Raw genomic sequence first — 13,328 nt, 5'->3', positions numbered from 1 at the left:
CCCCCAAATGCGCTGGCGCTCGCCCTGCCAGCTAGCCCTTGCCGACCTCCGCGACATTGCCCGCGAATTCCTCGAAATCGCGCGCTTCGCGAAAATCCTTATAGACGCTGGCGAAACGAATATACGCAACCGAATCGAGCGCTTTTAAGCCCTCCATCACCATTTCGCCGATCTGCTTGGCGGGCACTTCGGCCTCGCCCTGCGTTTCGAGCTGGCGCTGGATGCCCGAGACCAGCCGCTCGATGCGCACCCCGTCGATCGGGCGCTTGCTGCACGCGATCAGCACCGAGCGCATTAGCTTGTCGCGATCGAATGGCTCGCGCTTGTCCTCCGATTTCAGGACGACGAGTTCGCGCAACTGGATGCGCTCGAACGTGGTGAACCGCGCCCCGCATGCCTCGCATTGGCGACGGCGGCGGATCGCGGCGCCGTCGTCGGTGGGCCGCGAATCCTTTACCTGGCTGTCTTCATGACCGCAGAAGGGGCAGCGCATTACATTTCCGGGTAAATGGGGAAGCGCGCGGTCAGGTCGGCCACGCGGTCGCGGACGCGCTGTTCGATCTGGCCGTCGCCTTCATCGCCGTTCTTCGACAGGCCCTCGACCACTTGGGCGATCAGCCCGCCAATGGCGCGGAACTCGGCCGGGCCGAAGCCGCGCGTCGTGCCCGCCGGCGTGCCGAGCCTGATGCCCGAGGTGACGAAAGGCGAGCGGGTGTCGAACGGGATGCCGTTCTTGTTGCAGGTCAGCCAGGCCCGATCGAGGCCCTTCTCGGCGGCCTTGCCGGTCACGTCCTTCGGCGTCAGGTCGACGAGCATCGAATGATTGTCGGTGCCGCCCGAGACGATGCCGAGCCCCGCCTCTTTCAGGCTGTCGGCCAGCGCACGCGCATTCTCGACCACGCGGTGGGCGTAGAGCTTGAATTCGGGCCGCAGCGCCTCGCGGAACGCCACCGCTTTCGCGGCGATGATGTGCATCAGCGGCCCGCCCTGCAGGCCCGGGAAGATTGCCGAGTTGAGCTTCTTGGCCAGCGCCTCGTCATTGGTGAGGATGATGCCCGAGCGGGGCCCCCGAAGCGACTTGTGCGTCGTCGTCGTCACGACATGCGCGTGCGGGATGGGCGAGGGATGCGCGCCGCCCGCGACCAGGCCCGAGATATGCGACATATCGACCAGCAGATAGGCGCCGATTTCGTCCGCGATCGCGCGGAACGCTGCCCAGTCCCACACCCGCGAATAGGCGGTGCCGCCGGCAATGATCAGCTTGGGCTTGTGCTCGCGCGCCAGCGCCGCGACCTGATCCATGTCGATCAGATGGTCCTCGCGCCGCACGCCATAGGGAATGGGGTGGAACCACTTGCCCGACATATTGACCGGCGATCCGTGCGTCAGATGGCCGCCCGAATTGAGGTCGAGCCCCATGAAGCTGTCACCGGGGTTGAGCAGCGCCAGGAACACCGCCTGGTTCATCTGGCTGCCCGAATTGGGCTGCACATTGGCGAAGGCGCAACCGAACAGCTGCTTGGCGCGCTCGATCGCTAGCGTCTCGACGACGTCGGCATATTCGCAGCCGCCATAATAGCGCTTGCCGGGATAGCCCTCGGCATATTTGTTGGTGAAGACCGATCCCGCTGCCTCCAGCACGGCGCGGCTGGCGATGTTCTCGCTCGCGATCAGCTCGATCTTGTCCTGCTGGCGCTTCAGCTCATGCGCGATCGCCTCGGCAATGTCGGGATCGGTCTCGGCCAGCGTGGCGGTGAAGAAGCCGCTATCGGCAATGTCATATGCTTGAGTGCTCATGCCGGGTCCTTTGCGAAATCGGGCGCGCCGAGCTTGGCGACGCGCTGGGAATGACGGCCGCCTTCGAAACCGGCGGCGAGAAAAGCGGTGATGCAGGCGCGCGCCATTTCCTCGCCGATCAGGCGAGCGCCGAGCGCAACGACATTGGCATCGTTGTGCTGGCGGGCAAGCGCGGCGGAGAGCGGCTCGGAGACCAGCGCGCAGCGGCACGCCGGGTTGCGATTGACCGCGATCGAAATGCCGATCCCCGATCCGCACAATGCGATGCCAAAATCGGCGCGGCCATCGGCGACAGCGGCGGCGAGCTTATAGCCATAATCGGGATAATCGACGCGATCGGCGTTGAACGGGCCCAGATCTGTCACCGCATGGCCCTGCTCGGCAAGCCACGGCACCAGCGCGGCCTTCAGGTCGTAAGCAGCGTGATCTGAAGCAATAACGAGTCGGATGGGGGCTGGGCGCATGATCGGCGCGGCTCTCCTGTCGGCAGCGGATGGCAAGCGCCTTAATCGATCGCTACGGGCATGACTACCCTTGGCAGCACCCATCCAAGAGACTCGGCCCAAAGGACTCGATTGTCGTTGCAGGCAAGGCGCGCTAGGCAGCCCTTATGGCCGCCGCTCCTCCCTCCGACGATGCCGTCGCGGCGCGCGCGCGACTGGTTGAGTTGATGATCCTGACGGGGCAGGAAGATCGCGCCGCTTTTGCCGAACTTTATCGTCTCACCTCGGCGAAGCTTTTTGGCGTGTGCCTACGTATCTGTGGAGAGGCCCAAGGAGCCCAAGACGTTTTGCACGAGGTTTACCTGACGATCTGGCGCCGCGCGGGCGCGTTCGAGCCGGGACGGGCCAGCCCGATCACCTGGCTCGCCACGATTGCGCGCAACCGCGCGATCGATTGGGTGCGCGCGCAGGGATCGCGGCGCGCGGCGCCGATCGAGGACGCAGCGCCGATCGCCGATGCCCGACCGTTGGCGAGCGACATGCTGCTGGCCGCAGAAGGCGACCGACGCCTGCACCTCTGCCTCGATGCGCTGGACGATCATGCCCGCTCGGCGATCCGCACAGCCTTTTTCGACGGCGTGACTTATGCCGAATTGGCCGAGCGCATGGCCGTGCCGCTCGGCACGATGAAGAGCTGGGTCCGCCGCGGCCTGATCCGGTTGAGGGAGTGCCTCGATCGTGACGGATGAGCCGATGACCCCCGCCGACGAAGCCGATGCGCTCGCCGCCGAGCTGGCGCTCGGACTGCTTGACGGCGAGGAGCGCGCCGAGGCGCTGCGCCGGGTGCTGCGCGATCCTGACTTTGCCCGTGAGGTCGAGCGATGGCGTGCGCATTTCGCGACGCTGGCGATGGATGTGCCCCCAGTGGCGCCGCCCGAGAGCGTGTTCGCTCGGCTGGAGGCGGCACTTGGCGGGCCCGCACCGGCGGCGACCCCCGCGCCTACCAATGACAATCGCCGGGTGCGGCTGTGGCAGGGGATGGCAGGGCTGTCATCGCTGGTCGCTGCAGCGCTGATCGGCGTGGTGCTGCTCCGCCCGGCGCCGACGACGGTCGTCGCACCCGCCACACCGGTTCTCGTCGCCGCGATTGCGCCCGAGGACAAGGCCGCACCGATCGCGGCGGCCTATGACGCGGGCAAGAGCCAGCTGCATCTCGCCGCCGCCGTGCTCACCGACCCGGCCCACAGCGCCGAATTGTGGATCATCGCAGCGGATGGCGTGCCGCATTCGCTCGGCGTGTTGCCGCCCGGCCACGCCCGGACGGTATTGATCGACCACCAACAGGCGGCGCGCTTCGTGCCGGGCTCAAAGCTCGTCGTGACGCGTGAGCAGCCGGGCGGCTCACCCGACGGGACGCCCAAGGGCCCGGCGATTGCCGCGGGCGCGCTGATTTCGGCTTAAGGCAACCCAAAATCTCTCCTAATCAAGCTGTCATCCCCGCGAAGGCGGGGATCCATTGTTGCTGAGCAGCAGCTTTTTTCAATGAAGGCAGCCCAAATGGATTCCCGCCTGCGCGGGAATGACGGTGCCCGGAAAGAATTCGGGAACCGGCCAACAAAAATTTCTGGCGCGCCTGCATCCATCGCCTTCCCTGCCCCGTAGCTTCCGCCGCACCCGACACGAGGTGTCTTCAGGAGGCTGTTCAAGATGAAATCACCCCTCGCTCCCCTCATGATCGCGCTGTCGCTTGCCGCGAGCGGCGCGGCGATTGCCGCCACGCACGCCGTGAAGGACCCGATGGTCGGCGGCGCCGCCATGTACCCGACCAAGAATATCATCCAGAACGCGGTCAACTCGAAGGACCACACCACGCTCGTCGCCGCCGTCAAGGCCGCCGACCTGGTCGACACGCTGTCCGGCCCCGGCCCGTTCACCGTTTTCGCGCCGACCAACGCCGCCTTCGCCAAGCTGCCTGCCGGCACGGTCGACACGCTGCTGAAGCCTGAGAACAAGGCGACGCTGACGTCGGTGCTGACCTATCACGTCGTCCCTGGCCGGATCAGCGCGCAGGACATTGCCGCGAATGCCAAGGCGCATGGCGGCACCGCCACCTACACCACGGTGCAGGGCGGCACGCTGACCTTTGCCAAGGGCGCGAAGGGCTGGACCGTTACCGACGCCAAGGGCAACAAGGCGAACATCACCATCGCCAATGTGTTCCAGTCGAACGGCGTCATCCATGTAATCGACGGCGTGCTGCTGCCGTAATTTGCTGAATCGCGCGCGCAGTCATCGATCCCGGACCGTTGCGCGTCGCGATAAGGCGGCAATCACTGCCCCCCAAGTTGGTCGATTGCCGCCGCCGGGCCTGTCGCAGATCCCCAAATGCGGCAGGCCCGTTTCGGGCTGCTCCGAACCCCCGCACGCCATCGCGTCGTCACGCAACCGTCATCGCTTTGTCCTAGCGCGCAGGCGTTTGGCGGAGTAGGCGGAAGCGCAAGGAGACGCTTTTCACATGGCACCAGTGACCAAGGGCCCACGCAACCAGGCCGTCCGCAAGGCGGTGATCCGCCACGAGCATTTGTCGAAGCAGGGCCTGCTGGAACGTGCCTTCAGCTTCGCGTTTCGCGGTCTTGTCTATGCGCAGATCTGGGAAGACCCGGCAGTCGACATGGAAGCGCTGGCGATCACGCCCGATTGTCACATCGTCCAGATCGCCTCGGGCGGCTGCAACGTGCTGAGCTATCTGACCGCTGACCCCAAGGCAATCACCGCGGTAGACCTGAACACCGCGCATATCGCGCTCAACAAGCTCAAACTCGCCGCCGCGCGCTATCTCCCTGATTACGAGACCTTCCACCGCTTCTTCGCGCGCGCTAACGCCAAGGAGAATATCGCGGCGTATAAGCGCTATGTCCGCCCGCATCTCGACGAGCCGACGCGGCGCTATTGGGAAGGCCGCGACATGATCGGCCGGCGGCGGATCGGCGGCTTTGCCAAGGGCGTGTACAAGCGCGGGCTGCTCGGCAATTTCATTGGGGCTGCGCACCTCATCGCGCGGCTGCATGGCGTCAACCCGCGCAAAATCCTCGAGGCCAAGTCGATCGAGGAGCAGCGCGAGATTTTCGACCGCGATTATGCGCCGGTGTTCGACAAGGCGTTCGTCCGCTGGCTGACCGACCAACGCGCGTCGCTGTTCGGGTTGGGCATCCCGCCCGCTCAGTACGAAGCGCTGGCCGGCGACAACAAGATGGCCGTCGTGCTGCGCGAGCGGCTCGAAAAGCTCGCTTGCGACTTCGACTTGCGCCACAATTATTTCGCGTGGCAGGCATTCGGGCGCGGCTATGCCGAGGGGCCGGATGCATCGCTGCCGCCCTATCTCCAGGCCGGCAATTACGCTGCCGTCGCCGATCGCGTGTCGCGCGTCGAAGTGCGCCACGCCAATTTCATCGACTATCTGAAGTCGACGCCGGCGCAATCGCTCGACCGCTATGTGCTGCTCGACGCGCAGGACTGGATGACCGACGAGATCCTGACCGATTTGTGGACCGAGATCACCCGCACCGCCAAGCCGAACGCGCGCGTGCTGTTCCGTACGGCTGGCGTCGAGACGATCCTGCCGGGCCGCGTGCCCGATGCGGTGCTCGGCCATTGGGAGTATCGGGTGGAGGACTCGCTCGATTATACCCGCCGCGATCGCTCGTCGATTTACGGCGGCGTGCACCTCTACACGCTGAAGGGCTGAGACGCAGCGCATGGCGGCGAATGCGGCGGACCATGCCGGCCACATGGATGCGATTTATCGCACCCAGCGGCATTTTTATGACCTAACGCGCAAATATTATCTGCTCGGCCGCGATCGGCTGATCGCGGGCCTGGCGCCGCCCGAGGGTGGGACGGTGCTCGAAGTCGGCTGCGGCACCGGGCGCAACCTGATCGAAGCGGCGAAGCGCTGGCCGAAAGCGCGCTTCTACGGCATCGATATTTCGGCGGCGATGCTGGAGACGGCGCGTGCCAAGGTGGCGGCGGCGGGCCTGAGCGAGCGCATCACGCTCGCTCAAGGCGATGCCACCGCGTTCGACGCCGCCGCGCTGTTCGGCGTCGAGCGCTTCGACCGCATCTTCCAAAGCTACACCCTGTCGATGATCCCCGACTGGCAAGGCGCGATCCGCGAGGCCGCGGGCAAGCTCGCGCCCGATGGTCGGCTCGACATCGTCGATTTCGGCCAGCAGGAGCGCTTGCCCGGCGCGTTCCGGCGGCTGCTATTCGCCTGGCTCGGCCAGTTCGACGTCACCCCGCGCACCAATCTGGCGGAGGTGATCGACAGCACCGCATCCGCCCAAGGTCTGCGCGCGCGGTTCACCCCGCTCTATCGCGGCTATGCCTGGAGCGCGCGGCTAACCGCGGCATAGCGCCAGCGCGCGAACTTTATCCTCCCCCGTCAGGGGGAGGTGGCACGCGGCACGCGTGACGGAGGGGGAGGACTCACCGCGATTTGCTGGAATTCCTCCCCCTCCGTCGCTTTCAGCGACACCTCCCCCTGGCGGGGGAGGATTAGACTGATCTAACCCTAAATCGCCAGATCGATGGCGTGCAGCACCAGCCCCACCAAACCGCCGACCAACGTGCCGTTGACGCGGATATATTGCAGATCGCGCCCCACCGCATTCTCCAGCCGCCGCGTGATCGTATCGGCATCCCAGCTGCGGATCGTTTCGGACACCAGCCGGACGATGCCGTCACCATAATCAGCGACGATGCCGACCGCGGCGCGGCGGAAGAAGCGGTTGATCGTGGTGCGCAGCCGCGCGTCGGTCTGCAGCGTTGAGCCCAGCGCCTTCAAAGCTTCGGCCAGCCGCCCGTCGCGGCCCGCTTCAGGGTCGCGGGCGATGCGGATCAGGGCCTGGCGCGCCTGCTCCCAAAGCCCGTCGATCCAGCGCTGCATCGCCGGATTGTCGATAATCTCGAGCTTCAGCCGGTCGACGCGCGCTTGCATGTCGGCATCATATTGCAAGTCGAAGGCGAGCTGGCGCAGCCCCTCCTCCGCCTTGCCGCGCAGCGGATGGCCGGGATCGACCGCCATCTCCGCGAGCATCTGGTCAAGCCCGTCGATGATCTTGTTGGCGAGCGTCTCGTCGAGCCCAGTCCAGCGCATGATCGAGCCGGCGCGCTCATGCACCATTTGGCGGACGAGATGCTCGTTGGCTTCCAGCGTGCGCCCCGCCCAGCGGACGATGCCGTTAAGCAGTGGCACATGCCGGTCCTTGGCGATCGCCGCATCGAGCGCCTGGCCGACCAGCGGCGCGATATCGAGGCTGCGCAGCCGCTGGGCGATCGTCGACTTGGCCATGCCGCCGAGCCGCTCCTGATCGAGCGCTTCGAGCATATCGCCCGCCAACCGGCCCGCGCCCAGCCGCAGCCGGCCGCCACCGCCGCCCTGCGGATCGGCAAGCCAGCGCCCGACCGAGCCCGCGACATCGATCCGTCGCATCCGCCGCGCGACGATCCCCGGCAGCAGGAAATTGCTGCGCAGGAAAGCAGCGAGCGTATCGCCGATCCGGTCCTTGTTGCGTGGCACCAGCGCGGTGTGCGGGATCGGCAAGCCGAGCGGGTGGCGGAACAGCGCGGTGACCGCAAACCAGTCGGCCAGCCCGCCCACCATCGCCGCTTCGGCAAAGGCACGCAGGAAACCGAAGCCGGGATGCGCCGGTTGCAACGCCCGCGCCACCAGAAACAGGCTCGCCATCAGCACGAGCAGCCCGGTCGCGACCAGCCGCATGCGGACGAGCGCAGGCGGTGGGGCGTCGCTGCCCGGCACGCGGGTGAAAATCTTCATACCCGCCACAATCCCCGAAAGCGGGGATCGTTCAAGTGCCGCGTCATCGCGCCCCGGTCATTCCGCCGGCTGGACGCCTTCTTCGCCCGGATTGAAGCCGATCGGGCGAGGTCCGTGTGGCACGTCGATCAGCGGCCGGTTCTCGTCGCCGGGGCGGTAGGTCAGCAAGCGCCGGCTGAGCCGCGGCCCCATCCATTGCTCGATGCCGACCGCAATCGAGAAGCCCGCCGGCACGATGACCAAGGTCAGCAGCGTCGAGACGATCAGCCCGCCGATCACGGTGACGCCCATCGGCGCGCGGAAGCTGCCATCCCCGGTCAGCGACAGCGCGACCGGCAGCATGCCTGCGACCATCGCCACCGTCGTCATCACGATCGGCTGGGCGCGCTTGTGCCCGGCATCGAGGATCGCGACGTCGCGGTGCACGCCCTTGTTCATTTCCTCGAGCGCGAAGTCGACAAGCAGGATCGAGTTTTTGGCGACAATCCCAAACAGCATAAGCAAGCCGATGAACACCGGCATCGAGACGGCGTCTCCGGTAAGCCGCAGCGCGATCGCCGATCCCAACGGCGCCAGCACCAGCGCGCCCATATTGACGAGCGGCGGCACCACGCGCTTGTAGAGCAGCACCAGCACCGCAAAGACGAGCAGCACGCCCGAGATCAACGCAACCGCGAAGTTGAGGAGCAGCTCGGCCTGCCATTTCGCTTCGCCCAGCGTCAATTGCTGGATGCCGGTCGGCAAATGCTTGAGCGTCGGCAGCGCCTGGATCTTGGTCATCGCGTCGCCCGTCACCTTGCCGGGCGCAAGGTCGGCGCCGATGCTGATCCGACGCGTAAGATTGGTGTGCTGAATGAGCGACGGCCCGGAGCCGAAGCCGATATCAGCGACGACGCCGAGCGGCACCGATCCGCCACTGGCAGTCGGCACCGGCAGGTTCTTGATCGTCGACAGATTGCGGCGCGAATCCTCCGCCAGCGCGACCCGGATCGGGATCTGCCGATCGGACAGCGAGAATTTGGCCGCATTCTGGTCGGTCTCGCCTTGCGTCGCGATCAGGATCGTCTGGCTGAGCGCCGCCGTCGTCACGCCCATGCTGGCGGCGAGATCGAGCCGCGGCTTGATCGTGATTTCGGGCCGCTGCAGGTCGCCGACGACGCGCGGTGCGCGGATTTCGGCGACGTGCGACATTTCATCGACCAGCTGGTTGGCGGTCTGGGTCAGCAGCACCGGATCGCTGCCGCCAAGCGTGATCGTGATGTCGCGCCCCGACACCCCGCCGCCGCCCTGCGACTGGAAGAAAATGCGCGCATCGGGGATTTTGTTGAGCTCCGGCGCATAAGCGCGCTCGAATTCGGTGCTCGTGCGCTTGCGGTCCTTGCGCAGCGTCAGGAAGACATTGGCGCTGCCGACATTGATGTCGGTAAAGGCATTCTGCACTTCCGGCGCGCGCTCGACGATGCGCGACACCCGTTCGGCAACCGCGCGCGTTTCCGCGAGCGTCGCGCCGGGTTCGAGTTGGATGCTGATCTGGCTGAAATCGGTGTTGAGCTTGGGCTGGAAGGTCAGCGGAATGCCCGAGAATGTCAGGATCGTCGCGATGAAGGCGAGCCCGCCAATACCCATCGTCTTCCAGCGATTGGCGAGCGACCAGCGCAGCGCGCGCATATACTGGTCCATCATCCAGCCTTCGCCGTGCGAGGCGACACCGAAGGCTTTCAGGAAATAAGCCGCGATCATCGGCGTGATCATGCGGGCGACCGCCAAGCTCATCAGCACCGACACGACGACGGTGAGGCCGAAATTCTTGAAGAACTGGCCCGAAATGCCCGGCATCAACGCCACCGGCAGGAAGACCGCGACGATCGCCATCGTCGTGGCGAGCACCGCGATGCCGATCTCGTCCGCTGCGTCAATCGCGGCCTGGTAGGCGGTTTTGCCCATTCGCATGTGGCGGACGATGTTCTCGATCTCGACGATCGCGTCGTCGACCAGCACGCCGGCGACGAGACTCAACGCCAGCAAGCTCAGGAAGTTGAGCGTGAAGCCCATCAAATACATGAAGAAAAAGGCCGGAATCGCCGATAGCGGGATGGCAATCGCGGAAATCAGCGTCGCGCGGATGTCGCGCAGGAACAGAAACACGACGACAACGGCGAGCAGCGCCCCCTCGATCATCGCTTCGATCGCCGAATGATACTGGTTCTTGGTATAATTGACGCTGGTGAACAGCTGGGTGAAGCGAACCTTGGGGTTCTCCTTTTCGAGCTGCTGAAGCACCTTCACCGCATTGTCATAGACAGCGACGTCGGACGCACCCTTGGCGCGGTTAAAATAGAACGACACGACCGGGTGGCCGTGCATGAGCGCAACCGAACGCTGTTCGGCATAGAGATCCTTTACCTCGGCAAGCTCGCTGAGCTTAACCGTGCGGCCGCCGCCAAGCGCAATGTCGGTCTGGCCGAGCTCGAACGCATTGCGCGCATTGCCCAGCACGCGCACCGATTGCTCCGAGCCCGCGATCTGGGCGCGACCGCCGGCGGCATTGAGATTGGTCTGGCGCAGCTGCGCGTTCACCTGGCTGGCGGTGACCCCGAACGACTGGAGTTTGACCGGATCGAGGATGACGCGGATCTCGCGATCGACGCCGCCTGAGCGGCTGGCCTTGGCCATGCCCGGCACGCTGAGCAGCCGCTTGGAGACGGTATCGTCGATATACCAGCTCAGCTGCTCGAGCGTCATGTCGCTGGTTTCGGCGGAGTAATAAGCAAGCGCGTCGCCGCCGATGTCGATGCGCTGGACCTGAGGCTCGAGGATGCCTTCCGGCAAGTCGGACCGGATCTGCTGGACGGCGCTGCGGATGTCCTCGACCGCGCGATCGATCGGTGTGCCGATCGCGAACTGGACGGTGGTGACGCTATAGCCTTCGTGCGCGCTCGAATTGATCTCGTCGACGCCGTTGATGTTGCGCACCGCCGCTTCGACCTTGCGCGTCACCTGCGTTTCGAGCTCGGAAGGCGCTGCGCCCGGCTGGCTGATGTTGATCAAGGCCGCCGGAAAGTCGATATCCGGATTCTGGCTCACCTGCATCCGGCTGAAGCTGACCATGCCGGCAATCAGCAGCGCCGCGAACAGCACCAGCGGCGGCACCGGGTTTCTGATCGACCATGCCGAGATGTTGCGAAAGCCCATGGCTCAGTTCCGCTTGTTCTGGAGGATCGGGGTCACTTTCTGGCCGGGATTGAGGAACGCGCCGGCTTGCGCCACCACCCGCTCACTGCCGGTCAAGCCGCTCGCGATCGAGGCGCCGGCATCCGACACCTGCCCGACGGTGACCGGCACGCGCACCACTTCGTTGCGCGCATTGACGATGTAGACGAAATTGCCCTTGTCATCGCTCTGGATCGCCGATTGCGGCAGCAACGGCGCGGGTGCCTGGCCGCTCATGATGTTGGCCGACGCAAAGCCGCCGGGCTTGATCGCCGGATTATAGCTGACGGCGATACGCGCGATACCCTGGCGCGTCTGCGGATCGACGACCGGCGACACTTGCCAGATATGCCCGGCAAAAACCTGGGTGCTGCCAACCGGCGTGACTTGCGCGCTGTTGCCGACCGCGACCCTGGCAAGATCGCTCTGGCCGAGCGCGGCGCGCAGCTCCATTTCGCCATCCTTGGCGATACGAAACAACACGCCCGATCCGGCGCCGACCACCTGGCCCGGTTCGATCGACCGCGTCAGCACTAGGCCCGAGGCCGGCGCGCGGATGTCGAGCCGGCCGTTGCGCGCTTGCGTTTCGGCAAGCTGTGCTTGCGCGACCTTAACGCGCGCCAGCGCTCCATCGCGTGTCGCGCCCTTGCGGTCGAGATCGGCCTTGGAAATGAAACCGCGATCGACCAACGCGCGCGCACGATCGAGCTCGGATTGGGCAATATTGGCATCGGCCTGCGCGACCTTGATCTGCGCAGCGAGCGACGCCGCCGTCTCCGCCTGGACCGAGCGATCGATGCTCGCCAGCAGCTGGCCGGCGCGCACCCAAGTGCCGGGCTGGACATAGACTTGGCGAACCAGACCGCCTTCGCCGACGACGCCGACCGGCATGTCGACACGCGCGGCGAGCGAGCCCGTCGCACTGATCGCATGCGCCACCATCGTCTGCCCAGGCACCAGCACCGTGACCGGCGGGATCTGTGCCTTGCTATCGACCGCGTCGGCCGCGGGCTTGGCCGTCATCAGGCGCACGGCGCCAAGCGCCAGCAGCGCCACGACAATGATCGCTACCACGATCGGCCAGCGCCGCCGACGCCGGGTGCCGTCAGAAAGGCCCAACGGCGCCTCAGCTTCCATCATGCGCGGCTCGTAGTTCATCATCGCCACTTTCGTCATCCAGCCTGAATTGGGCCTGATCAGCCCTTGCGTGTTGCTGTGTTATAGTAATAGATCACCGATCTCAAGCGCTGATTTGCGCGGCTAATCGGTACGCTCGCGCGCGCCCTTTGGCGGCTTTGACTGAAAAGCACAAGGCAGCGCGCGATGAGCCGAAGCCGGTATTTCGAGTTGCATCGAGCGGCAGAGCGAGCGAGTGTAGTGCCGGGATGCCGCCATTAACGGGAGGGACGGGCATGCTGCTGCACAACAGTTTCCTGGGATGGATCATGATCGGCCTGGTGGCCGGCGTGCTGGGCAAGATCATCATGCCGGGCAAGGACCCGGGCGGGTTCGTCGTTACGATCCTGATCGGGATCGCGGGGGCGCTGCTCGCGGGCTATGTCGCGCAAGCGCAGGGCTGGCATGTTGCCGCCGGCTGGCAAAGCTATGGCGCCGCTACGGCGGGCGCGGTGGTTTTGCTCGCGCTATATCGGCTGGTGGCAAGCCGCCGCAGCTAAGCTGCTGCTGTCCGCCGGCGGTCGATCAATATTTCTGCTGGCGCTCGTAGAGCGAGCGATAATGCTGAATGCGGGTGACGCGCAGGCCGGGCATGCCCGACCGATCGATTGCGCGCTGCCAGCCGGCAAATTCCTCGACCGTCAGATTATAGCGCTCGCACACTTCGTCGACGCTCAACAGGCCGCCATTGACCGCCGCGACCACCTCAGCCTTGCGCCGCACCACCCAGCGCGTGGTTTCCGGCGGCGGCAGTGAATCGAGCGTCAGCGGTTCGCCGAGCGGACCGATCACCTTGGCAGGGCGGATTTTCTGATTCTCGATCATGCGTACCTCAATTGGGCCGGGGACCCCGTAAACTCTGTAAC

At 65.6% G+C, this 13,328-nt stretch carries 14 protein-coding genes; 6 read left to right on the top strand and 8 right to left on the bottom strand.

Going from position 1 to position 13,328, the window contains the following annotated elements; all coding sequences use genetic code 11:
- Positions 1 to 31: 31 nt before the first annotated feature.
- The 3 genes from nrdR to rpiB are packed head-to-tail and all read right to left on the bottom strand — an operon-like array spanning position 32 to position 2,246.
- Complete coding sequence (gene nrdR / locus ACLB0R_RS08790; protein ID WP_416642879.1) at positions 32 to 493, bottom strand: transcriptional regulator NrdR; 462 nt, start codon at positions 491 to 493, stop codon at positions 32 to 34.
- A complete protein-coding gene (gene glyA, locus ACLB0R_RS08785) occupies positions 493 to 1,797 on the bottom strand; it encodes a serine hydroxymethyltransferase (RefSeq protein WP_416642878.1) in 1,305 nt (434 codons plus the stop codon). Before glyA ends, nrdR begins: the two co-directional genes overlap by 1 nt.
- Entirely contained in the window at positions 1,794 to 2,246 is a 453-nt protein-coding gene (rpiB, locus tag ACLB0R_RS08780; protein ID WP_416643054.1) for a ribose 5-phosphate isomerase B, read from the bottom strand. The genes glyA and rpiB overlap by 4 nt, the downstream gene beginning before the upstream one ends.
- Positions 2,247 to 2,407: 161 nt before the next feature.
- Here rpiB and ACLB0R_RS08775 point away from each other — a divergent pair, with 161 nt between their 5' ends.
- Both ACLB0R_RS08775 and ACLB0R_RS08770 read left to right on the top strand, forming a co-directional pair.
- The gene (locus ACLB0R_RS08775; protein WP_416642877.1) at positions 2,408 to 2,989 is read left to right on the top strand and encodes a sigma-70 family RNA polymerase sigma factor; all 582 of its coding nucleotides are present in this window, start codon (positions 2,408 to 2,410) and stop codon (positions 2,987 to 2,989) included.
- A gap of 4 nt (positions 2,990 to 2,993) precedes the next feature.
- A complete protein-coding gene (locus ACLB0R_RS08770) occupies positions 2,994 to 3,701 on the top strand; it encodes an anti-sigma factor (RefSeq protein ID WP_416642876.1) in 708 nt (235 codons plus the stop codon).
- A 22-nt stretch (positions 3,702 to 3,723) separates the two neighbouring features.
- Here ACLB0R_RS08770 and ACLB0R_RS08765 read toward each other — a convergent pair whose 3' ends face one another.
- Positions 3,724 to 3,879, bottom strand: a complete 156-nt coding sequence (locus ACLB0R_RS08765) for a hypothetical protein (protein WP_434953816.1) — start codon at positions 3,877 to 3,879, stop codon at positions 3,724 to 3,726.
- 92 nt (positions 3,880 to 3,971) lie between these two features.
- On the opposite strand from ACLB0R_RS08765, the gene ACLB0R_RS08760 reads away from it, so the two are divergent.
- The 3 genes from ACLB0R_RS08760 to ACLB0R_RS08750 all read left to right on the top strand — a co-directional run bounded on the left by ACLB0R_RS08760 (position 3,972) and on the right by ACLB0R_RS08750 (position 6,652).
- The gene (locus ACLB0R_RS08760; protein ID WP_416643053.1) at positions 3,972 to 4,508 is read left to right on the top strand and encodes a fasciclin domain-containing protein; all 537 of its coding nucleotides are present in this window, start codon (positions 3,972 to 3,974) and stop codon (positions 4,506 to 4,508) included.
- A 247-nt stretch (positions 4,509 to 4,755) separates the two neighbouring features.
- Positions 4,756 to 5,985: a DUF3419 family protein gene (locus ACLB0R_RS08755; RefSeq protein ID WP_416642875.1), complete on the top strand. Its 1,230-nt coding sequence runs from the start codon at positions 4,756 to 4,758 to the stop codon at positions 5,983 to 5,985.
- Positions 5,986 to 6,028: 43 nt separating this feature from the next.
- The gene (locus ACLB0R_RS08750; RefSeq protein ID WP_434953815.1) at positions 6,029 to 6,652 is read left to right on the top strand and encodes a class I SAM-dependent methyltransferase; all 624 of its coding nucleotides are present in this window, start codon (positions 6,029 to 6,031) and stop codon (positions 6,650 to 6,652) included.
- Positions 6,653 to 6,810: 158 nt separating this feature from the next.
- Here ACLB0R_RS08750 and ACLB0R_RS08745 read toward each other — a convergent pair whose 3' ends face one another.
- From ACLB0R_RS08745 to ACLB0R_RS08735, 3 genes are read right to left on the bottom strand one after another with little or no spacing between them, the layout of a single operon-like run.
- On the bottom strand, positions 6,811 to 8,076 hold the full coding sequence (locus tag ACLB0R_RS08745) for a DUF445 domain-containing protein (RefSeq protein ID WP_416642873.1): 1,266 nt from the start codon (positions 8,074 to 8,076) through the stop codon (positions 6,811 to 6,813).
- Positions 8,077 to 8,133: 57 nt separating this feature from the next.
- Entirely contained in the window at positions 8,134 to 11,268 is a 3,135-nt protein-coding gene (locus ACLB0R_RS08740) for an efflux RND transporter permease subunit (protein WP_416642872.1), read from the bottom strand.
- A gap of 3 nt (positions 11,269 to 11,271) precedes the next feature.
- Positions 11,272 to 12,444 (bottom strand): efflux RND transporter periplasmic adaptor subunit, encoded by a 1,173-nt coding sequence (locus ACLB0R_RS08735; RefSeq protein WP_416642871.1) that lies wholly within the window; start codon positions 12,442 to 12,444, stop codon positions 11,272 to 11,274.
- A gap of 254 nt (positions 12,445 to 12,698) precedes the next feature.
- Between ACLB0R_RS08735 and ACLB0R_RS08730 the strand changes: the two genes are divergently transcribed.
- Positions 12,699 to 12,962 (top strand): GlsB/YeaQ/YmgE family stress response membrane protein, encoded by a 264-nt coding sequence (locus ACLB0R_RS08730; protein WP_416642870.1) that lies wholly within the window; start codon positions 12,699 to 12,701, stop codon positions 12,960 to 12,962.
- A 25-nt stretch (positions 12,963 to 12,987) separates the two neighbouring features.
- On the opposite strand, the gene sciP is transcribed toward ACLB0R_RS08730, so the two are convergent.
- The gene (gene sciP / locus ACLB0R_RS08725) at positions 12,988 to 13,287 is read right to left on the bottom strand and encodes a CtrA inhibitor SciP (protein WP_416642869.1); all 300 of its coding nucleotides are present in this window, start codon (positions 13,285 to 13,287) and stop codon (positions 12,988 to 12,990) included.
- Positions 13,288 to 13,328: the final 41 nt, after the last annotated feature.

Source organism: Sphingomonas sp. GlSt437, assembly GCF_048015635.2.
Classification (GTDB): domain Bacteria; phylum Pseudomonadota; class Alphaproteobacteria; order Sphingomonadales; family Sphingomonadaceae; genus Sphingomonas.
The sequence above is the reverse complement of the archived record's forward strand: the minus strand, read 5'-3'. Positions and strand labels throughout refer to the sequence as shown.

Bases quoted from the DNA above. Each gene is read 5' to 3' on its own strand.
- nrdR (WP_416642879.1), bottom strand. From the start codon at position 493: ATGCGCTGCCCCTTCTGCGGTCATGAAGACAGCCAGGTAAAGGATTCG.
- glyA (WP_416642878.1), bottom strand. From the start codon at position 1,797: ATGAGCACTCAAGCATATGACATTGCCGATAGCGGCTTCTTCACCGCC.
- ACLB0R_RS08775 (WP_416642877.1), top strand. From the start codon at position 2,408: ATGGCCGCCGCTCCTCCCTCCGACGATGCCGTCGCGGCGCGCGCGCGA.
- ACLB0R_RS08770 (WP_416642876.1), top strand. From the start codon at position 2,994: ATGACCCCCGCCGACGAAGCCGATGCGCTCGCCGCCGAGCTGGCGCTC.
- ACLB0R_RS08765 (WP_434953816.1), bottom strand. From the start codon at position 3,879: ATGCAGGCGCGCCAGAAATTTTTGTTGGCCGGTTCCCGAATTCTTTCC.
- ACLB0R_RS08760 (WP_416643053.1), top strand. From the start codon at position 3,972: ATGATCGCGCTGTCGCTTGCCGCGAGCGGCGCGGCGATTGCCGCCACG.
- ACLB0R_RS08755 (WP_416642875.1), top strand. From the start codon at position 4,756: ATGGCACCAGTGACCAAGGGCCCACGCAACCAGGCCGTCCGCAAGGCG.
- ACLB0R_RS08750 (WP_434953815.1), top strand. From the start codon at position 6,029: ATGGATGCGATTTATCGCACCCAGCGGCATTTTTATGACCTAACGCGC.
- ACLB0R_RS08745 (WP_416642873.1), bottom strand. From the start codon at position 8,076: ATGAAGATTTTCACCCGCGTGCCGGGCAGCGACGCCCCACCGCCTGCG.
- ACLB0R_RS08740 (WP_416642872.1), bottom strand. From the start codon at position 11,268: ATGGGCTTTCGCAACATCTCGGCATGGTCGATCAGAAACCCGGTGCCG.
- ACLB0R_RS08735 (WP_416642871.1), bottom strand. From the start codon at position 12,444: ATGAACTACGAGCCGCGCATGATGGAAGCTGAGGCGCCGTTGGGCCTT.
- ACLB0R_RS08730 (WP_416642870.1), top strand. From the start codon at position 12,699: ATGCTGCTGCACAACAGTTTCCTGGGATGGATCATGATCGGCCTGGTG.
- sciP (WP_416642869.1), bottom strand. From the start codon at position 13,287: ATGATCGAGAATCAGAAAATCCGCCCTGCCAAGGTGATCGGTCCGCTC.